Source organism: Streptomyces odontomachicola (genome assembly GCF_039605595.1).
GTDB lineage: Bacteria > Actinomycetota > Actinomycetes > Streptomycetales > Streptomycetaceae > Streptomyces.
The window spans coordinates 120,153-142,241 of record NZ_JBCFOK010000012.1 but is presented as its reverse complement, the minus strand read 5'-3'; the positions used below and the strand labels follow the sequence as shown (position 1 = coordinate 142,241).

The following is a 22,089-nucleotide window of genomic DNA, read 5'->3' as shown; positions in this document are numbered from 1 at the left end:
CTCCGACGGGGAGATCCGGTTGCGCGACCTGATGAAGGCTTCCGCCACGTAGACGGTGCGGTCCTGGACGAGGCGCACCTTCCGCCCCGACCTGGTCTCGCCGACCGCCCGCTGGGCGGTGAGCACGACCGAATCGCCGCCGCCCCAGCTCTGGTTGTAGAGGGTCAGCGAGGGGCCGCCCATGACCAGGCCAGGCACCTCGCCCGGATCGGCGGAGTGGATGCCGGCGCCGCCCGTCAGGCGCCCGCTCACATCGAAGGTGGTCTGCCGCGAGGTGCCGCTGCCCGCGCTGAAGGCGCCGGTGGTGGACCGCTCGGTGCCCGCGTCCTTGTCGATGCCGTCCCGCACCCGCTGGCCCGGGCTGGAGGCGTGCAGCCGCACCTCGGCGACGTGCCGGAACATCTGGCCCTGGATGTAGATGCGGGAGATGTCCCAGCGGCCCCCGAGCATCGTCTCGATCTCGGAGACCAGCTTCCCGTCGCTGACGAGCATGTTCATGCTCTGGTGCTCGTTGCTGGTCACGAACGTCAGGGCCCGCTGGATCGTGCCCGGCGCGACCTTCCGCACCACATCCGCGAGGAGTTCGGCCACCGCCCTCTCGTGACCGCGGGTGAGCTGGGTGCGGTGCGCGCGCTGCATGTCCGTGACCGGACGCGCGAGCGCGCCGTCGGCCCGCGCCTGCGCCTCCGCCTCCGGCAGCCGCTGAGTCGCCGCGGGCTGCGACGCCGCACGGTCCACGGCCCCCGGAACCCTGCGCACCCGGCGCAGGTTCTCCGGCATCAGGGCGTCGGGGTGGAAGATGCGCGCACGGGTCCTGAAGACCATCGCGCCCTCGTTGTCCCCGCCGCGCATCGGGATCTTCGTCGCCCGCTGGATCGGCCCGGCCAGATCCTGCGGAAGCTCGTCCACCCGGAAGAGCGAGCCGGTGAACATCCGCAGCGCCGTCCTGGGCACCCGCGCCCTGAACGCCTTCACGCTGATGGTCACGCGGGTGTCGTAGGCGTGCAGCCCCTGCCCCGTGCCCACCAGGTTCTCGGTTCCCGCGCTCCAGCCGTCCTCGCCCTTGCGGCCGTTCTGGCCCGACAGGGTCGCCCCGACGCCGGGGGTGAGCCGGTTGTACGGGGTGAGCAGCTTCGGGCCCGCGTCCGCGCCGATGCCACCGGACAGGCCCGGGGTCGTCTGGGAGCTCTGCGTCATGCCGCGGCTGCCGCTCAGCGCACCGCGGCCGCTCTGGTCCCGGAGGAATCCCTTCCACCGCGGCTCGTCCCAGCTCTGGGCACTGACCTCCAGAACGACGCTCTGCCTGGTCGTCCGGTTGGTGTGGGAGAGGACGACGAAGTACTTCTCACCGTCGAAGAGGACGGCCACCTGCGGATCGAACGCCATCGGCGAGGACTTGGTGGCGATCTGCCGGCGATTGCGCATGGCGTTGCCCGCCCTCCGGCCCACCGGAGGGTATTCGAGCGTGGCCTTCTGCGCCGGGGGGCGGGGCCTTCCGCGCAGCGCGGCCCACCCGGAACGGCCGGCGTTGCGCACCGCCGTGGAGCCCTTGCGCAGCGGCGGCATGACGGCGTAGCGCGTCCGGTTCAGGGCACGCCGCTTCCGGGACGGCGCGGCCTGCACGAAGAACCTCAGGTCGGGATGGCCCTTCAGCGCCTCGATGATGTGGTCCACCATCTGGTACGCCAGCGGCCGGTCGTCCGTGGGCTCCGCCAGGTTGGTGGTGCTTCCCGCCGTGGCGCTTCCCGCCGTGCCGCTCCGCGGCCGTCCGGGAGACGGCGGGGCCAGCCGTTCCTGGCTGGCGCCGCTCGCGCTCCCCGCCGTGCCGAGGCCCTGCTCGGGCGTCCGCGGGGTCAGGTCCTCCCGGCTGCCGGCGTCGGTGTCCTCCACGAACAGCCGGGGCAGCTCCACATCCTGAGCGCTCTGGCTGTGGCCGCTCCCCCTGGTGGCGAGCTTGTGCAGGCGGCGCAGGGCCGCCGGCATCCGCGAGCGGTACGAGGAGGAGAGCTCCTCGCCCTGCTGCAGCGCGCCGGACGAGAGCGTGCCGCCGTGCCGGGGGCTCTGCGAGAGCGTCGACCTGCTGGAGCCGGGCCGCATGACCTGGCCGCGCCGCTGCTCCGTGAGCTGCTCGCGCGACCCGTCACTGGCCGGTACGGAGCTGGAGGACCCCATCGCGGGGTAGTTCGCGAACGGCCGCGGCTGCCGCTGCTTCGGCTGCGGCATCGGCTTCTGCAGCCTGCGCCGCTGCCTCCTGGCCTGCTCCCGCGGCCCCTCGGCGCTCTGTACGGCGGCCGAGGGCCCGGTCACGGGAGAGGTCACGGGCGGCTGCTGCGGCATCGGCTTCCTGAGCCTGTTGCGCTGCCTCGGGAGCTGCTTCGACTGCGGCTTCGGCTGCGGCTTCGCCTTCGTCAGCTTGCGGCGCTGTTCCTTGCTCCTGGCCAGCCTCTCGCGCCGCGTCTCGGCCCGGGGCAGCGGCGGACCGCTGATCAGCTCGGCCCCGAGGAACCGCCCGGTCTGGCCGAGCATCAGCGCGAACACGTTCTGGCCACGCAGCTCCTCGGGCGGCTCGGGGGCCCGGCCCCCGTACGCCATCCGCGCCCTGCGGCCCGTGTCCCAGCCGGCCCACTCCCGCGCCTCCTCGACGGGCGTGCGCATCATGCCCTTCGCCGGGAAGCCCTGGGTCAGCTCCCGCGGATCGAGGTGGGCGATGTGCGGCGGCGGGGCCGCGGCAGCGATCTTGTGCGGCGGGTGGTACTTGATGTCCACCCGCACGCTCACCTCGTACTCGCCGTGCGTGCCCTTGTCCTCCCTGGACATCTTGGACGTGGCGGAGTGCGCGAGCGTCGTGGCGTCGGTGCGCTGTGTGCTGAGGGTGCCGCCGCCGACCGCCTGGGCGCGGAAGCCCGGCATGTTCCCGACCAGTCCGCCGGCGGCGTTGACGGCGAAGCTCTTCGCGGCGGACTGCGAGAGGTCCACGTTCGAGCTGCTCTCGCCCTCCGTACGGATGTTGTCCTCGTAGACGGGGCGTTCCAGCCTCGCCGGCTTCGTACGGTCGAGCACGACCCGCCAGGTGAAGGAGCCCACGTTGCGGCCCTTCGCCATCAGGGTCGGGGTCTCCTGCCAGCCGCGGGCCGCGACGACCGCGGCGGAGCGCACCGCGTCCTGGCCGAACGCCTCCAGCGCGACGGCGGCGGCGTCGTCCCCCAGGTCCACGCCGGCCCAGTCGTGCATCATCCCCAGCACCCAGTCGGTCACCGCCGAGGGCATCACGAACTTGTCGACGGCCACCTGGTCGGGCGACGCCTTGGCGGGGAAGTGGAACTCGCGGGGCATCCCCAGCGGTCCGTCCGCCACCTTCCGCGTCATGCCGCCGGGCACCCGCCACTGGAAGCCGTCGCGCATCACGAGCCTGGTCACGTGCGGCGACCCCGCGGCGTCCGCCGAGGACCCCGAGGGGACCAGCAGGCCGTTCTCGTCCTGCCGGTACGCCTCGACGTCGTACACCGCGTTGTTGACGTACAAGTGGCTGCCGCCCAGCCCACGCGCCTGACGGACCTCCTGGAAGGTGGTGCCCTGCAGGGTCTTGTACTCGACCTGGTTGTAGCTGCCGGCCACCTCGACCTTGCCCATGCCGGTGAGGTCGGTGCCCGGCCAGTTGCCGACGCCGAAGGCCGGCTTGCGGGCGGAATTGAGCTGCGTGGCCGTGGCGCTCTTCTCGTTGACGCGCTGCCGCTCGACGACCTTGACGGTGCCGGCGTCCTCGTAGACCGCGTAGTCGCCGAAGTTGCGCGCCCTGATCTTCGCCAGGCGCCACACCTTGTCGGCGCCCCGGTACGGCAGCGCGAAACCGTCGCCCGCCGCGCCGGGCTCCAAGCCGTTCTCCAGCTCCCCTGGCGTCCCTGGAATGCGGGCGAGGAGCCCCGTCGGGCGCTGCCGCAGCTTGTTCAGCAGCTTGGTGCGGACCCGCTCCCTGTCCTTGCGGTGCGGGTCGAGCGCCTCGACGATGCGGTCGGCGACGGCCACGGGGTTCCGCAGGTCGATGTCCGTGCCGCCGACGAGCGCGGCGTGCCGCTCCAGGCTGCTGCCGTCCGGGAACGTCTGCCTGTCGCCCTCGGTGATGACCGGGTTCCCTGCGGCACCGGGAGCCGTCTCGTACAGGTAGGGGACGCTGTCGGTCCCCAGGTGCGCGATCGGCAGCGTCACCCGGCCGTTGGCCACGTCCTGCGGCGGTGCGCCGCTCGTGTCGCGCGGCGCGTGCAGCGCCTCGCGCTGGAGGGCGCGCACATAGTCCAGCGCCTCGGTGACCGACGTGTCGAAGTCGGGGCGCTCCGTCCCCTGGCCGGGCAGCCACCCCGCCTGCCGCTGATGAGCGGTGAACCTCGCCCACTCCAGCTGCTCTTCCGGCGTCAGCGCGCGCGGCGCCGTCGCGGGGGCCCGGCTGGCCGACCCCGTCGGGACGGCCGGGTAGCCGTCGTCCGCCGAGCGGGGCGGCTCGGCCACCTCGCGGTCGTGGGCGCGGCGCTGCCGGACGCTCTCGTTCAACAGGTCCTGTACGGCCGCGCGCGCCTCGTCCAGCGAACTCCCCTGCCGGGCCCGGGCGTCGCCCTGGGACACGCCCTGCCCCGGACCCGAACCGAAGTCCAGCGACGGGTCGATCCAGTGCTCGGCGACGGGCCGCACGGCCTCCTCGGGGATGCCCCGTCCGGGCCCGAAGCCGAAGTCCAGCGACGGGTCGACGCTGTGGCCCTCGCCGAAGCCGAAGTCCGCGGTCTGCGCGGCGGTTTCGCCGGCGGCGGTGTCGGCGGTGGCGTCGGTGGCGGTGGCGTCGGTGGCGGTGGCGTCGGTGGCGGTGGCGTCGGAGGCCGCGGACCCTTGTGCCGCCGTGCCGGACCTGCCCTTGGTGTGGCTGATCCTGCCCCAGGCCCCGGCCTGGGACAGCCCGCCGGACACACTCGTGCCCGCCGGCCCGCCCGGGACGGGAGAGAACTGCGGCATGGTGTCCGGGCTACGGACGAACTCCTGGAACGGCATCCCCCGGCCGACCTGCCCCGAAGCCTGCCGCAACAGCCCGTCCAGCGCCTGCCCGAACTCCCCCGGCACCGCCATGCCGTGCCCCGAATAGAACGCGGCCAGCACCTGATCCAGCCGCGCCTTCGTCAGCGGCGCCGTCTCACCGAACTGCCACCGCATCCCCTCCAAGGCGCCCAGCCCCTGGAGATACTCCCCGAACTCACCGGCACGCTCCGGGGTCTCCACCCCGTAACCGAAGCCCAGCCGCAGCGCCCGCACGAACCGCTGGGCCCGCACCTCACGCTCCGGCATGTTCGGATGCAGCCCCGACCAGTCCGCCAGGAACGACAACTGCCCATCACCGTCGACCGGCGGTGGCAGCTCCGCGATGTCAGGGCCCGGCTCGTCCAGGCGCCCCTGGAACAACAGCCGCGCAGGCCGGTCCTCCGTCGCCTCCGCATAGTTGGCCTTCCGCTGATACGCCCACAGCCGCGAACCCGACCCGGCACGCACCTGCTCCGCACGCGAGGGCACCACCAGCGGATCATCCGACTGCTGAAGCCCCTCACACGCGTCCAGCCACACCCCGTCCCGGCCCCGGAAACTGGGACGACGACGAATGAACCGGCCGATCTCCTCCGGCCTCAGATACGTGTCGATCTCCGCCGTACTGCCATCCGGCTGCCGCTCGGTGTACGCCCCCGCCAACGTGAAATTGGCCGCCTCATGCGTGGCGAGGATGTACGCGTTCCGCATCCCCGACGGCAACGGCAGCAACGGACCCTCGGCATCGGTCTCCGGATCCCACCGCGCGTAATACTCCACCGCCGGCATCGGCCTGTACGACCACTCGTTCGGAGCGAAATCAGCCGACTCGTGCAACGCCCGCCCGATCGACGCATGCTCCCCCGGACGCGTCAACGCATGCGTCACCAGCCGCTCTTCACCGAACTCCGGATCGCCGAAGGGACGGAAGCCCCACTGCCCCGGAGCCGGCAACACCCCCGGATCCGGCAGCATCCCCGGCTCACTCGTCAGCCACTGCCCGGCCCGACGCTCCCAGTCCGGATCCTCGGCGAACGCCACCTGCGGACGCCCCGTGTCCTCCGGATCCACCCACTCATAACCCAGCGCATCCATCGACACCGTGGTCACGCCGGCGCGATGCGCCACCAACCGCGGCAACACCGCCAGACCGCCGCCCCCGTTCGGCGTCAACAACACCACCGGAACCCCAGCGGGACGCTCCGGATCCCCGGCAATCACCTCCGCGACATGGCCAGGACCCACCAGAGTCGACGCCCCACCAGGCCCGACCGGCAGATACAGCCCCTCAGGACCGCCCTCGGCCACCACCACATGCACCGGCCCACTCACCGGAGTGGACTGCTCCTCGAACGGCTCCTGGCCCTCGCCCGGCTCCGCAAGACGCAACCACGACCGCGACAAATCAAAATCGCCCAGCCGCTGCCCGGTGTAGTTGCGCCCCGACCCGAACGAACCGGCCAAACGCGTCTCCGGCGCATACACCAGCCCACCGGACGGCGCCGCCGACGGAACCGACGCCTGCCCCCACGCGGAAGCAGACCCGGCCCCCGCCGGCACGGATTCCTGGCCCCACTGCCCGCCGAAGCCACCCCGCGGCATCTGCGAACCCTTGGTGTGACTGACCCTCCCCGAAGAACGGGACGTGGACTGCCCGGCAGTGTCGGCGGCGGTGTCGCGGACGTCCTCGGCCACGGCCGTGCCGGCCGCGTTCATCGTGGTGACCGCATCCGGCTGCCTGGTGGCCAGGGGCTGGCGGAGCAGCACCGTGGACGCGGTCGTCGGCGCGGTGGGTATCGGCGGGTTCTTGACGAGATCGCGGCTCGGCTGGGGGCGCTGCCACTCCTTCATCACCCAGTGGCCGGGCTGCCCGGTCTCCCTCTCCGGCAGCAGCGTCAGCCGCCAGGGGCCGGAATCGCCGTCCGCCTGCACGAACTCCGTGTCGCCCGTGTAGTACCACACGTCACGCCCGGTGAGGTTGGACAGCTCCTGGGCGAGCCCTTCGGGCACCGGGAACGGCAGGATCACGGGGGACTCGACCTGACGTACGTAATCCCAGGCACCGGAGCGGTACATCAGCTCAAGAACGCCCTGCCAGCTCGGGTACACCGATCCGTTCGGCAGGTCCAGGATGGGGGAACCGTCGTCATGGACCCCCACGTTGAAGACCACGGCCGGCCGGGGCACCGGCTTTCCGGCCCGGTCCTTCGGGAACCACGGAGCGGGCTCCCAGCTATCGGAACCGTCCCACTGCACCTCGCTCAGGTCCAGCAGCCCTTCGATCTCGGCACCCGCCCAGTCGAAGCCGCCGACCCTCGGGATCCTGGACTCCTTGGGGGGACGGTCCCAGGGCAGGATCGCCGAACCGAGCGCTTCCATCCGCACGGCTTGCAGCTCGGGCGCGGTGGTGCCGCGGAGCCAGACGTTCGCGCGCGCGGCGATCTGCACCAGCTCCGCGCGCAGGTCCCGTTCGGACTCGCCCTCCTGGTCGCTCTGCTCCAGCCCCGTGACCTCGCGTGCCAGCTCTTCGGCCCGCTGGTCTCCCAAGTCCCGCACCATGCCCTCGGCGCGCACGTACGCCCAGAAGAGGCGGCCGTTCTGCTCCTGGGTCAGCTTGGAGCCCTCCGGCATGTCGAAGCGGTCGAGCACCTCGAACAGCTCGGGGACGTCGGCTTCCTCCATCAGCTCCCAGGCGGCCTCCAGCAGCGGCGTCCCGCCCTGCTCGGCATGGGGCTCGGACAGCAGCTCGGACAACTGCTGCCGGGGGTTGTGCTCCCACACACTCCGCGCGGACTTCAGCGCGTCCTCGTGGAGCGTGCGCTCCTCCTCGCTCAGCAGGCCGGACTGCCGGGGGAGGTACGCCCCGTGCGGCTGCGTGTCACCCCTGCGCGCCAGCAGGTGCAGCAGCTCCATACGGAACGGGGTGTACCTGTCGAGCAGTTCGTCGTTCTCCCGCATCCGCTCCACGGCGCCGATGCCGGCCACCAGCGGGAGATAGCGGGACTCGTCCTTCTCGATCTCCGGAGTGAACAGCTCTCGCAGCGCGCTCACCAGCACGGTCATCCGCTGCCGCGCCGCCACGACCCCCTCCTGGGTACCGCTGGTGTCCTCCAGACCGGCGACCGACAAGAGCTGATCGAGCCGCTGCGGCCCCGGCTCGGGGAAGAACTTCCTCGAACCGGACAACAGGCCCTTGGGGGAAGCGGCGTGCGCGTGGGCGATGCGCAGATTCTCGGTGCCCGCACCGAGAATGGTCAGTCCTGCCGCCCCGGTGGGCCCCCCGATCGGCTTCCCGCCCATGGTGGAGGCGATCTGCGCGATGGACTTGGTCCGCAGCGGGTCGTCCACCTCCGGCACGGTGCCGAGGAGGTGGTGCGCGTAGTAATCGCGACCGGTGCCGCCGAAGCAGGACTTCGCGTAGAAGTCGTAGCCGTCCGGCAGCCCCAGCCGCTTGAAGGAGTCCACGATGAACCGCGCCGCTTCCACGCTCCACATCTCGGTGGAGCCGGAGCCGTGCGCGACCGTCAGAAGCCCGGGCAGCCCGTGCGCGGCGAACATCGCCACCGCCGACCCGACAGGCCGCTTCTCGTAGCCGAGGATCACTTGGCCCCGCGCCGTGAACACCGTGTGCGCCACCCAGTCGTGCAGCACCTTGGCGCCGGCCGAAGCGGGCAGAGCGCTTTCCTCATCAGCGAAGCTGCCGACGTACATGAGCCGGCCGTTCTCGCCGCTGGCACCGAACCAGCGCTTCATCCCGCTCTCGGGGAGCAACTGCCCGTCCCAGGCCGTCCACCTCCGGTCGGGCTGGGGGTCGAAGGGCTTGCGCACCTCCCCGATCCAGCCCCACTCGCCCACCGCCGGACGCTTGGTCTCCGGGGCACCCCGGCCCTGGTAGATCATCGCCAGCCGGTGTCCGCCCAGCTCCTCGTCGAAGTGGAGCGTGCCCTCGCCGGTGGCGACCACGATCCGGCGGTCCATGAGGCGGCTGACCTCGCGCAGGAAGGGCAGATGGTCCCGGCCGGCGAACGGATGGACCCAGACGACCGGCACGTCCGAGGGCAGCGCCCCCAGCTCAGGATCGGCCTTCAACAGCTCCGCCGTCTGCTGGGCGTTCAGCGCCCGGTACCCGGTCTCCGGGTCACGGGGAAGGTGCCCCAGCTCCCAGTGCTCCTCCAACGGCCCCGGCTGCTTCACCCCGTTGAGGGTGTCGCCGCCGAGGAGCAGTCCGCCCTGGCCCAGCCTGCCGACCACCGTGTACGCCGTCTCCGGCCAGTGCACCGGCAGTTCGGACACCGGCACCCGGCGGCCGTCGGCCTCCTGCCGGTACAGGCCCAGCCGGTGCGGCAGCACCCGCTCCACCTGCTCGGGAACCAGCACGCGGCTCTGGGCGGTACCGGAGGGACCGAGGGTGCGCGTGTCGGGGTGCAACGCCGGATGGCTCGCCGGGTCGACCATGACCGGGTCCGCCGGGGCGTCCTCCATCGACACGTCCGCGGTATCGGAGGCGGCGTCCTCCGCGTCCGACATCTCCACATCGGAGCCGGAATCCGACGAGGGGAAGAGGACGGTGTGCGACTCCTGCCCGGCGACGTCCACGGCGTCCTGCGGCACGGCGTCGTCGGCCGCTGCGTCCTGCGGCACGGCGTCGTCGGCCACTGCGTCCTGCGCCACGGTGGCGTCGGAGGCCGCGTCGTCTTCCGCCGTCGACCGCGCTTCCGCCCTGTCGTTGAACGTCACGAGGCTGCTGTACGCGGGACCGGCCGGAGTGCGCTCGGTGACGGACCAGCGTGCCGGGAAGTTGGGGTCGTGGCTCGGGTAGGTAAGGAGGTACGAACGGCCGTCACCGCCGGGGAGCTGGTACTCGGTGCTGCTCCCGGTGTACGCGAACGTCCGGCGGCCGGTGAAGTCCGAGTGCGGCTGCTGCACATGCCGGTAGGGCAGGCCCGGTATGTGGAAGACGACCGGGTCATCGAGCCCGAGTTCGAGAATGCGACGGTCCATGGCCAGCAACGCCGTGAACTCGTCGTCGGGTACGGGAATGCGACTGCCCCAGGCCGGGACGGCCACCATCACCTGAGCGGTGTGGGGGTCCAGTTCGGACTTCCACACGAAGGGGCGGACCCCCTCCGCCATCCAGGGCGCCCGGTGCTCCGCCACGTGCGTCGGCAGCGTCGCGTCGTATGCGAGGACCTTGTCGAGCCGGAAGCCGCCGGGCACGGGGTCGCCGTGGTTGCGCCCCTGCACCCGGCCGGACGGGCCCCGCTGCAGCGTCGCGTCGTCGAGCGCGCCCAGCGTCTTCAGATGGAAGGCGCCGAGCACGGCGGGGTCGGTGACGTCCCGATGATCGGCGATCGCCCGGCCGACGAGGTCCATGAGGTCCGGCACCGCGTCTTCCCGAAGCTGCCGGTCCCACGCCTCCACCGGCGGCAGGTGCAGCACCTTCTGGGCCAGTCTCCGCGCCTCGGCCTCGGGCAGGTCGAGGAAGCCGGACGCGCCGGCCTTCGCCCAGACCGCCCGGCCGATGTCGTCGATGGTGACCTCGGCGTCCGGGCGCAGCGACAGGAAGCGACGCACCTCCGCCGCGCTGCTGCGGTCGAACCGGCCACGCGGCATGAGGGTGTCCACGGCGACGGACAGCGAGGGACCCCCCAGCGCGGAGGAGAGCGTCGGGTTCCCCGAGGAGTGCAGCTTCCTCCACGCGTCGTCCAGCACCTTCCGGTAGTGCTGGGGCCCGGGCGTCTTCTGCTCGGCCGAGAACCCGGAGTGGCGGCGCGCGAGCTGGGTCCACATGTCCATCCGGAACTCGGTGACATCGCCCAGCACCGGGTCGTTCGCACGGAGCGTCTCCAGCGCGCCGATCTGCTGCACGTACCGCTTCCAGCGGTCCCGGTCGTCTTCGAGCTCCGTGCCGAAGACCTGCCGCAGCGCCTGCACCAGGAGCAGCGACACATGCCGGAGCTGCGAGCCCGTCCGCCCCGACTCCGGGGTCAGCTGCGCCCAACGGGTCACACGGTCGAGGTCGGCACCCTTCGGCTCCGCGGTGAAGACACGCATGTAGGCGCGCTGACCGGCCGGCACCTTCAGGCCGAGCGTCTCGCGGTCGTCCCCCAGGGTCCCTTCGGTGCTGAGGCCGCGGAACCTCAGCTTCACGCCCGGAGGCGCGTGCTCCTGGGCGGTGTTGACCGCGTACTGCAGGTCCGGCTTCTGCTTCAGCGGATTATCCACCTCGGGGATCGGCTGGTTGGAAATCTGCCGACGCCTCGGGTCGCCCGCCGCGGCCCCGTAGCACTTGATCGCGAAGACTTCGTAGTCGGGAGGAAGCTCCCCGCGGGCCATCTTCTCCATCGCGACGCGCACCGACGGGTGTCCCCCGATGTAGCGGCCGGACGCCTTGGCATCGAGGATCTCGGCACTGCCGTCCCGCAACGGCACCAGCGAACCGCCGGGGTACCCGTGCATGTAGAACTTCAGGGACGGGGGCAGCTTCCCGAGGGACTCGCTGGACAGCACCTCGCTCCGGCCGCCGGCGGAATCCACCAGATACCGGACGTACTTGACCCCGGAGGCCGACGCCACATCGCCCTCACGCTCACGCGCCTGGTCGTGGTCCGGAATGGCCATCGTCCCGACCGGACGCTGAGCACCGTCCCCGACCAGGTGGTCGTCGATGTCGCTGTCGCGGAACACCCGGCCCGACGTACCCACGTGTTCACGGTTCCCGGCGGCACGCGAGGGGTCCTGAGGTTCGAAGGGCAGCCAGTCCCCTGTGGACCACGTGGGGTTCCGGTCCACCAGCGCCGGGTACTGCCTCCCGTCGCCCGAATCCCACACTTCCCCGGAACCGACCGGTACCCACACCGTCCGCTGGAGCCGGTTGGCCAGGTCGTAGCCGATGTTCGACATGCCCATCCGGGACGCCGCCAGCACCACGGGGACGTCGGGCGGCAGCTCCGCCAGACGCCGGTCGTCGAGCAGAGTGCCGGCCAGCGTCTCCGTGTCCAGGGCATACGACAGACCGGTTACCACACCGAGGTTGAGGTCGTTTTCCTCATCGGGGACGACCCAGTACGCGTCGGGCCCCCACGGCGCGGGGCGCTCCCACATCAACTGCTTCTGCTGACGGGGCCATTTCCGGTACATGCGCAGGGTGTCGGGCTCCAGGCGGTCCAACGACCTGCCCGACCAGTTCAGACCGAACCACTGCCGTCGGCGCACACCGTGCCCGTCCACCGTCTCGCGGACGAGCCGGTACCTGTCGGACAGCAGCTCCCGCCGCGCCGCCGGAGTGGCGGCCGAGTCGTAGGCCGCCATGAGCGCGGTCTTGGCGTCCTCAGCAGTCGTGAAGCCGGTGGGCTGCGGCGCGGCCACCGAGCGCACGCCGGGGCCCGTCACCCGACCGGTGCCGGAGACGGAGTCCTCCTCGGAGACCGGCGTCGTGGCCGTGTCCGCATCCGCCGCCTCGGCCGACTCCGCCGACTCCGGGGCGTCCACCCACTCCTCGCCCGACTCCGCCGACTCCGGAGCGTCCACCCACTCCTCGGCCGCGTCCTCGGCACGCTCCCGCCCTGCGTCGGCCAGACCCGTGCCGAAGGCGTCGGAGGTGGACTGCTCCTGGGCCGACCAGTGCGCGGGCAGTGTCGGCGGCGCGAAGAGCGTCAGGTGGGACGTGACGTAACGGGAGCGGGAGTCGTCGAGCGCGTCCCGCAGCCAGTCCTCGCCTTCGGCGTCCCGGCCGGCGACGAGGGACTCGTGCGCACGGCCGGCGCGCTCCAGGGCCGGCCCCGCCTCCGCCTCGAAGGCGAGGCGCGCGGGCAGTTCCGCCGCGATGTCGTCGAACCGCTGGTCCCAGGACCACACCAGCCCCGACAGATCCTCTGGCCGCTCGGCGATCCGGCCGAAGACGCCCTCGAAGGCGGCGCTCACCTGCTGCCGGGTGTCCGCACGCAGCCGGTCGCCGGCCTCCGCCGACAGCGGCCGCGCGCCGGGATCCGCCTGCCAGGCCGCGAGGTGGGCGTCGACCATCCGGTCGGCCTGGGTGTGCGCGCTCTCCCGGGCCTGGTTCAGCAGCAGCCACGAGTGCAGCCGTGAGGGCGCGGTCAGCTCACGGTAGGCGGACTCCCAGCGCCGTACGCGCTCGGCCGGGGTGTCGGCCGCGCTCTCGCGCGTGCCGCCCGACTCCGCCGCGCCGGGCTCGGCCGACGTCTCCCCGGAGACCTCGCCGGAGACCTCGCCGGAGACCTCGCCGGGGGCGGGCCTCTCCCCGAGGTGCTCGTCGAACAGGCCGAGAGCCCCCTGCACCATGCCGGTCTCCAGAGACCCGCGCAGCGCTTCCGGCAGCTCGGGGCTGATGTCGAAGCGGGCGGAGAACGCCCCGGTCATGTCCGGCTGCTCCGCGCTCCAGGACGACAGCACGTCCTCGGCGTCCCGTACGGCCCGGCGCTCCGCGCCCTCCCTCGCGGCCTGCACCGCGAGACGCTCGGGGAGCCGCGCGGCGAACGCGTCGAACCGCTCCCGCCACCGGCTGCCGAGCTGCTCCGCGCCGTCGCCGCTCAGCGACGCGTCCTCGAACTGGCCGGTGAACGCGGCGCCCAGCTCGCGCAGCGCGCGGGCGAGCACGGCGGAGCGTCCTTCCTCGGAGAGCCGGGGCCACGCGGGACGGCCGGACGGGACGGACTGGTCCTGCGAAACGGACTGGTCCTGCGGGACGGACTGGTCCTGCGGTACGGACTGGTCCTGCGGTACGGACTCGTCGCGCGGGGCGAACGCGGACAGCAGCGCGCTTCCGTACTCGCCCGGTTCCTCGCCGAAGCTGTCGGCGCTCGCCGCGAAGTGGTCCCGGAAGCGGTCCAGTTCCGACTGCCGTCCGGCACGCAGGTCGAGGTCGTTCCGCAGCGACCCGGTCAGCTCGTCCAGCTTCTCCTGGATCTCCCGCAGCCTCTCCTGCGGGTCCCGGTGGGTTCCGGCACCGGCGGTGACCTGCGCGACGGCCTCGGCCGCCCGGCGCTCGAAGGCGGGCAACGCCTGGTCGCGCACGGTGTCGAGGACCGCGTCCGATACGGCGAAGGGCAGCGCTTCCGCCCGCTCGCCCAGCGAGCCGCGCCAGTCCTCGAAGGTGCGCTGGAACGCCTCCCGCGCGCGGTCGAGGGCGGCCTGCTCCTCGGCTGCCCGGCCGGCCTGCTCAGAGACAGAGCTCTCCCCGGAGACCGGAGCCTGCTCGGAGACAGAGCTCTCCCCCGGGACCCGGACCTGGTCCGAAGCCGGAACCCGGGCCTGCTCCGAGGCCGGGCTCTGCTCCGAAGCCGGGAGCTCTTCGCCCGCCCGGCTCCGGTCCCCCGACCGGTGCGCGGCGAGCCGCGCGTCGAACTCCCGGAACACCCTGGCCTGTTCGGTGCGCCAGGCCGGGACACGCCAGTCGCCCTGCTCCACGTACGACGGGGCGGGGACGAGCAGCGCCTCGATGTCCGTGCCGGTGCCGGAGCCGAGCTCGCCCCACGGGTCGTTCAGCGGGTCGGCGGCCGAGGAGTGCGTCAGGTACGCCTCGACGTACTGCTCACGTACCTCGCGCATCCGCTGCCGCGCCCAGTGAGCGGCGCGCCGGTCGAGGGTGACGGTCTGCTCGTACTCCCGCGCGCCCAGGAAGCCGGACAGCTCCCAGTACGCGGCGTTCCTGACGCCCGCGCTCTCGCGCAGCGCGTCCAGCTTGCCGGCCAGCACGGTGTTCGCCCGCTGGACCGCGCGGGGGTCCTGGGCGGGCAGCGCCCGCCTGTGCTCCCGTACGAGCTCCGCCTTCCGGTCCTCGAACCAGGAGCGCAGCTCGGGGTGCCAGCCGTGCTCCGGCTTCCGGGCCTCCGCCAGCCGGCCGATCCCACCGTGCAGCTCGCCCATCCGCTCGGCCCCGTACATCAGCCTCAGGGCCGCGGTCCTGGCGTACTGCTGCAGGCGCGCACGCTCGGCCGCCGGGTCCTGGAGGGCGGCGGCCGCCCTCCAGTCGGCAACGTAGCTCTCCCGGAGCCGGTCGACGGCGCCGCGGTGCCAGACGCGCGCTGAACGGTCCCATTCCGGGCGGCCCTCGGTGAGCAGGACCGGCATGTCGTACTGCCGCCGGATCGTCAGCGCCTCGTCGAAGGAGCGCCGGGCGTCCAGGTCCGACCGCCAGTCGCTGATCGCCTGCTCGATACGCGGCCCGAACTCGGTGACGAGCGCGGCCTTCGCCGCCTCGGGAACGGCGCCGTCCTCCTGCGGCACCGCGCCCATGGCGGCGCGGAGGTCCTCCCTGACCCGGTCCGCGAAGGCCGAGCCCATGAAGTGCCCGCGCGTGCCCCGCGTCCACGGGCCGGCCGGAACGAGGTCGTCCGCGAACGCCTCGTCCGCCGCCCTGTCGGCGACGGTCTGCCGGCGCAGGTCCTGGAGCCCCTCGTGGAGCCGGGCGACCGCGTCCTGCCCCGGCTCGCTCGTCGCGGCGTCCTGTCCGGCGGACATCCTGCTGTCGGCGAACCACTCGCGCAGCGGCTCGATCCGCTGCCCGACGCGGTGCGGGGGCCGTTGCAGCTCCGCGTAGTCGGCGAGGTGCCGGTCGAACTCGCGGTACGCCTCCTCGCGCCGCGGAATGTCCTCGGGCAGCGACGACAGCGCCGCGTCGGCCTCGTTCTCCGCCGCGGCCTGGGCCTCGGTGCGCGGCAGCGGGGGAAGCTGCCCGGCTCCGCGCCCGCCGGCGGGCGAAGCGACCTCCTCCAGCAGGGTCAGCGCCTCGGGCGCGACCCGCTGCGGTGCGGTGAACGCCTCGTCCGCGACGTCCTCGACGGACGGCTGGTAGGCGCGGTGCGTCTCGACATTCAGATGCGCGACGTCGACCTCGTACACGGGCGGCAGCGACGTACGGGCGGACGCCGGCCGGCTCTTCTGCGCCGAGGCCTCCTCGCGCAGGAGGACGTCCCGGTACCGCTCCAGCATCCCGCGCCGCCACTCGGCCTGCTCCCAGGACTCCGTCCGGCTCTCGTCCCGGCCCTGGCTCTGGCCCTGGCCCTGGCTCTGGCCCTGGCCCTGGCTCTGGCTCTGGCTCTGTTCCTGGCTCGGGCTCTTCTCCTGCGCGGCGGTGGCGTTCTTCCCGTCGGCCGCTGGTACGAGGGACTGCTGCTGGACGCCCTCGGGCGCGGGAGCAGCCGATTCCGCGTGCTGCGGGCCGGTCCCGGGCTCCACGGGGCCGGAGTTGGTGACGTCCGAACCCGTGCTCTCGGCGGGGTCGGGCACCGTCCCGTCGGAACCGCTCTCCCGGGCCTGGCCGGACTCCGCGCCCGCTTCGCCTGCGGGCCGCTCCTCCGTCGGGAGGGTGTACTCCCAGGGCTTGGCCCGCTCCGATTCGACGTGGTCGGCGAAGGCGTTCTCGTGCTTCCTCTGGTGGTCGACCCACGCCTTGCTGTCCTTGGCGTCACGGCCCGGCGAGAAGATCTCGTCGTACGCGCTGACGGTCTCCTCTTCGAAGTTCCCGCCGATCCGCTTCACGGCCCCGTCGTCCACGTTGAAGTGGAAGGCCATGTCGTCGGGGTGGCCGAGCAGGTTCTGGAAGTCCCGCGCCGCGTAATGGACGGTCTCCTGGAGCCCCGCCTCACGCTCGATGCGCGCCGGCAGGGTCTCCGCCAGCTCGTCCTCGACCGTCGACCACGCGCGGTCCGTGTGGTGGAAGGAGGTGGAGTACCAGTCGGAGAAGGCCGATTCGACGTCCTTCTTCCACTCCTCCGTCAGACGCTCACGGCCCGCCTCGCCCAGCGGCCTGTTGTTGGCGAAGTCCTCTTCGTACGCGTCCAGCGCCCTGGCGAGCCGCTCCTCGGCGGCCCGCCCGCGCCAGTCCCTGACCTTGCCGAACTCGATGCGCTCTTCCACCGCACGGGGACGGGTCATGGCGTCGAAGGTGTCTTCCACCCAGTGCTTGAAGGGCCGGCCCGACAGATCCAGGCCGAGGGCCTCCGCCTGCGCGGCCAGCTCCGCGTGGGTGGTCCTGATGTCCTTGGCCAGGTCCTCCCTGACCCGCGCCTCGACGGTCTCGTCGAGGCTCAGCGTGCCCTGCTGATGCTCCAGGACGTCACGGCGGTGCTCGAACGCCTCCTCGGCCTGCCGCACATACCCCTCGCGGTCGGCGAAGCCCCGTATCCTGCCCGGCATTCCCTCGCGGAGGCCGTCGGCCATGTCCTGCAGCGCCGTATCGCGCTCCGCCAGGTACACCTCCCGCGCGTGGGAACGGGACTCCTTCAGCCGCTGCGCGTGCTCGACCAGTTCCCGCTGCCTGAGCAGGTCGGCCTCGGACGCGGTCCCCGCCGCCAGCTTGTCGCGCACTTCCTCCAGGCGCTCGCGCTCGGCGGCCAGCCGCTCCTCGGCCCGGCGGAAGTTGGCCATAGCGGGACCGGGGCGGTGCTGGGCGTACGCGCTGTCCACAGCCTGGGTGTAGTCCGCGAGCGTGCGCTTCCACAGCTCGTGCAGCGTGCTGGGTATCTCCGCGTCCCCGTTCGCGCCGCTCTCGTCCGACACCTCCCGGGCGATGCCGGTGTCCTCGTCGAACTCCAGGCGCGCGTTCGGGTCGCGGAACGGGTCGTCCTCCGGCAGGAGCGCGCTGCGGTACGGGTCGGTCGCGCGAAGGTCCTCCAGCGCCCGCTGGAAGTCCTCCTTGGCGAGACCGGCGTACCGCTCCCGCTCCGAGGCGTGCGCGAAGCGCTCCGGCAGCCCGGCGCGTATCTCCCTGTGCAGATCGCGCCAGAACCCCTCAGGGGCCCTGACCGCGTTGGAGTCCTGGGCCAGCTTCGCGTACGCGTCGCTGAGCTGCTCCCGGTACTGCCGCTCGATCTCCTGCCTGACCGGGCCGTCCTCCGGCACGTACCCGCCGCCGAACAGGTCCTCGCCGGCGAACTGCCGGGCCGCGTGGTCGACTTCCGGGCCGACGTCGCCGACCGTCCGCTCGAAGTTCTCCTCGATGGCGAGCCGGTTCTCGTACGCCTCGTTGCGCTGCGCGCGGAACACGGCCCAGCGCTCGTTCTTCAGCCACTCGGGATCGGCCGCGCGCGGGGCGCTGTCGAAGTGCAGCCCCCGCTGTTCGAGGTGGTCGACGAAGCGGTCCCACCTCTCCAACTCCGCCCCGTACGCGGCGGCGTGGTCGGCGGCTTCCGTGCCGGGGGCGTCCTTGCCGGCGGCGTCCGTTCCCGTGTCGTGCGGTGTGTGCGGCTCCCTGATCACCTCGTTCGTGAGCGCGGCGGCCGGGAGGTGGTTGCCGCGCAGGTACTCGGAGGCGACGAGCTCGACGACCTCGTCCGGCCGCGCCACGACGCCCAGCGGCTCCTCGTCGGGCGCCACCTGGCGCAGCCGGTCCCAGACCATGTCCCGCGCCGTGGCGAGCGCCTCGTCCCGGCTCCCCGCGGGCAGCCTGGGGTCGTTGAGGCGGGCGCGCGCGGCGTCCAGGTCGAAGCGCTGGGCACGCGGGCCGGGTACGGACGTCCCGTCCGGCGTGGCCGGCCCGGTCCCGGCGGTGCCTTCGCGGCCTTCGTGGCCGGGGGCCGCCTGCCGGCCTGCGCCCGCTCCGGGAGCGTCGGCGACAGGCACGCTGGAACCGCCGCTGACCTCGTCGGCCGCGGCGGGACGCCCGGTCCCCGGGCCCGTACCGGCCCGGTCCCCCGCCGATGCGGCGCCCTCGGGCGCCTGCTCCCCGGTCCGTCCGGGCTCGGCCGGGGACTCCGGCTGCCTCTGCGGCGGCGGGGCGCCTCCCTCGGTGGGCTTGGGCGTCTCCAGTTCCGTGGCGGTGCCCGACCCCTGGTTCATCCGCTGGCCGCCACCGGCCTCCGGCCCGCCGGCGCCCGTGTTGTGGGAGGTGCCCTTGACGTCGGCGAGGGTGGCGGGACGGTCGTACCCGGCGCCCTTGCCCGGCTTCTTCGCCGCCCGCGGCCCGCTCTCCGGGGACTCCGGGCCGGGACGCTCTGCGGCGCCCTTGCCCATCCGCGCGGCCACGCCGTACGGGTCGTTCTGCGGACCACCCAGAGGGCGCCCGCCCTCGGGCGTGCCCTCCGCGCGCGTGCCCGGGGTCTCCGGCTCCGCGTCCGAGGAGCCGGGACGCCCCTCGGCCTCCCGCGCGTCCATACGCTCGCGCACCCCGTACGGGTCCCGCATCTCCCCGCCGAGAGGACGCTCGCCCTCGGACGCCCGCTGCGCACCCGGGGCCTCGGGCCCCGCCTCCGAGGAACCGGGACGCCCCTCAGCGCCGCGTGCGTCCATCCGCCCGCGCACGCCGTACGGGTCCCGCATCTCCCCGCCGAGAGGACGCTCGCCCTCGGACACCGGCTTCGACGACGTACCGGGACCGTCCGGCGTCTCCTCCTGCGCGGAACCGCGCCGCGCGTCGGGACCGCGCGCGTCCATCCGCTCGCGGACCCCGTACGGGTCCTTCACCTCGCCGCCGAGAGGGCGCTCGCCCTCGGGCGCCCGCTGCGCAGCCGGGGTCTCCGCTCCGGCCTCCGAGGAACCGGGACGCCCCTCGCCGCCGCGCGCGTCCATGCGCTCGCGCACGCCGTACGGGTCCCTCCCCTCCCCGCCGAGCGGGCGCTCGTCACCGACCAGCCCCTTCGACGAGGTACCGGGAGCGTCCGAGGACGCCTCGCCCGGCGCCCCGGGACGGCCCTCGTCACCGCCGCGGGCGTCCATCCGCTCGCGGACGCCGTACGGGTCCTTGATCTCCCCGCCGAGTTCCCGGCCACGGGAGACGGGGCCCCTCGGCTCGGGCAGCGCCTTCGTGTCCAGCCGCTCGATGCCGAGCTTGTCGAGCCGCTTGAAGAAGCTGGACTCGACGGCGCTGACGTGGGCCTTGTCGCCCGAGCGGTGCGCGTCGAGAAGCCTCTGCTCCCAGCTCGCCACCTCGCGGTTGCCCATGCCGCCGTCCTTGGCGTGCCAGGCCAACTGCTGCGAACGCTCCGGCTCGTGGGGCCCGGTCGGCCTGCCGCCCTCGCCCTGCTCCTGCTGGGCAGGGGGCGCCGACGCGTCCGGCGACTCGTGCCCCGGGCCGGACTTGCCGGCCTGGCCCACCGGCGGCTTGGCGACGGGAGGACCGGCCGTGCCGGCGGACGGCGTCAGCGGCCCCGAGACACCGGACTGCGCCGGGTCGGAACCCTGCGGCGCGGGGGTCTCGCCGTGCTGCTCGCCGTGCTGGGAGCCCGGCTGCTCGTGCGAGCCGGCTCCGGGCGGGGCCTCCTGGCCGCCCGTCCCCGGCGTGTCCGGCTGCCCCTGGTGGGACTGGCCGGTGCCCGCGCGCTCGCCACTGCCGGGCGGCGGCGCGCCCACCTCGTCGGACTGGCCCGGCTGGTGCTCTCCGGGCGCCTTGGCGGGCGGCGGCGGGGCATGACCCTCCTCGCCGCCCGGCGCCTTGGCCGGGGGCGGCGGCGCGACCGTACCGTCAGCCGCCTCACCGGTACCCGGCGCCTTCGCAGGCGGCGGAGGCGCGACCGTGCCGTCACCCACCTCACCGGTACCCGGCGCCTTGGCGGGCGGCGGAGCCTGGCTCACGTCGCCCGGCGACTTCGACGTAGGCGGCGGCGTCTCACCGGCCTCGCTGCCCGGCGCCTTGGCGGGCGGCGGCGGGGCATGACCCACCTCGCCCGGCGACTTCGACGCGGGCGGCGGCGTCTCACCCGCCGCCTCACCCGGCGCCTTCGCCGGCGGCGGAGCCTGGCTCAGGTCACCCGGCGACTTCGACGTGGGCGGCGGCGTCTGGCCCGCCTCGCTGCCCGGCGCCTTGGCCGGGGGCGGCGGGGCCACCGTCCCGTTGCCCGCCTCGTTGGCGGCCGGAGTGTGCGGTGTGCCCGGAGCGTGCGGCGCGGCGGGCGCGCCGGGCGAACCCGGTGTGCCCTGCGTACCCGGAGCGTGCGGCGGCGCGGGCGTGCCCGGGACACCCGGCGCGCCCGTACCCGGCGTGCCCGTCTCCGGTGTGGCGGGCGTCGGGTTGCGCGGGACCGGCGGGGGCGCGTGCGTGGCGCCGTTCCCCGGCGCGCCCTGGCCGAAGGCGCCCTCGTTCGGGTTGGGCATGCCCACGTCCGACGGGTTGCGGACGGAGCCGGGAGCGCCCGGCTCGAACGCCGACTGCCCTCCGCCCTGCGGCGGCCCCTGACCGGGGCCGAAGCCGTCGGTGTTGGGGGTCGGCATTCCGGTGTTCCCCGGGCCGCGCCACGTTGTCCCGGACAGCGGCGACCCCTTGCCGCCTCCGACATCAGCCCCGCTGTTCGCCTGGTATTTGTCCAGCTTGGACAGCGTGTCCATCATGCTGTTGCGGAACGACGGGGGCGGCCCTCCCTTGCCCAGGCCGCCCTTCACGCCTCCGCCCATGAGGCCGCCCATGCCCGCGCCGAGCCCGCCGAAGAGGCCCATCATGGGCCCCTCCATGGACCAGTCGGTCTCGTACTCCCCGCCCACGGCGGCCGCGGCGCCGTGCCCGGCCGCCTCGTCGATGCCCAGCGTGAGCCCGGCGCCGAGTGCCCCGCCCGCACCGATGTTGAACGACAGCGAGTTGCTGAGAGCGGTCCCGATGGACCGTGAGATCTCCCTGGTGAACTGCACCAGCGTCGCCGCGAACCGGCCCACCGTCTGACCCAGCGTCCTGGCCACGTTGACCAGGAGGGTCGCGAGCCTCGCCGCCATGGACGCCATGACGCTGAACAGCGATCCGATGCCCATGGTGGCGATCCCCAGCACGAAGCTGAGGATGTTCTGCAGAAGGGCCTGTTCCTTCTGCTTGGCTATCTCCTTGGCCTGGTCCATGATCGCGTCGGCGTACTGGTTGATCGCCTCGCCGATCTTCCAGACGGCGTCGATGACGTCTTTCCACTTGCGCTGGAGCCCCAGCATCGCGCTGGTCGCCGAGGAGTTCGCCCCGCCCGACCAACTCATGCCCGACAGCGAGTTGTTGAGGGTCGACACCATGTCGTGCAGCTGGTCACCGAACCTGATCCACTGGTTTCCCAGATTCCAGATGCGATCGATGTCCAGGCCCTCGAGCTCATCCCGCCAGTTCGCCAC

At 73.2% G+C, this 22,089-nt stretch carries 1 protein-coding gene (cut by a window edge); it reads right to left on the bottom strand.

Annotated features, from left to right (window positions below; all coding sequences use genetic code 11):
- On the bottom strand, positions 1-22,089 hold the 5' portion of the coding sequence (locus tag ABEE00_RS22400) for a lonely Cys domain-containing protein (RefSeq protein ID WP_345747404.1). Its footprint begins 35,772 nt before the window's first position; only the first 22,089 of its 57,861 coding nucleotides appear in the window; its start codon is at positions 22,087-22,089; its stop codon lies off the left edge, out of view.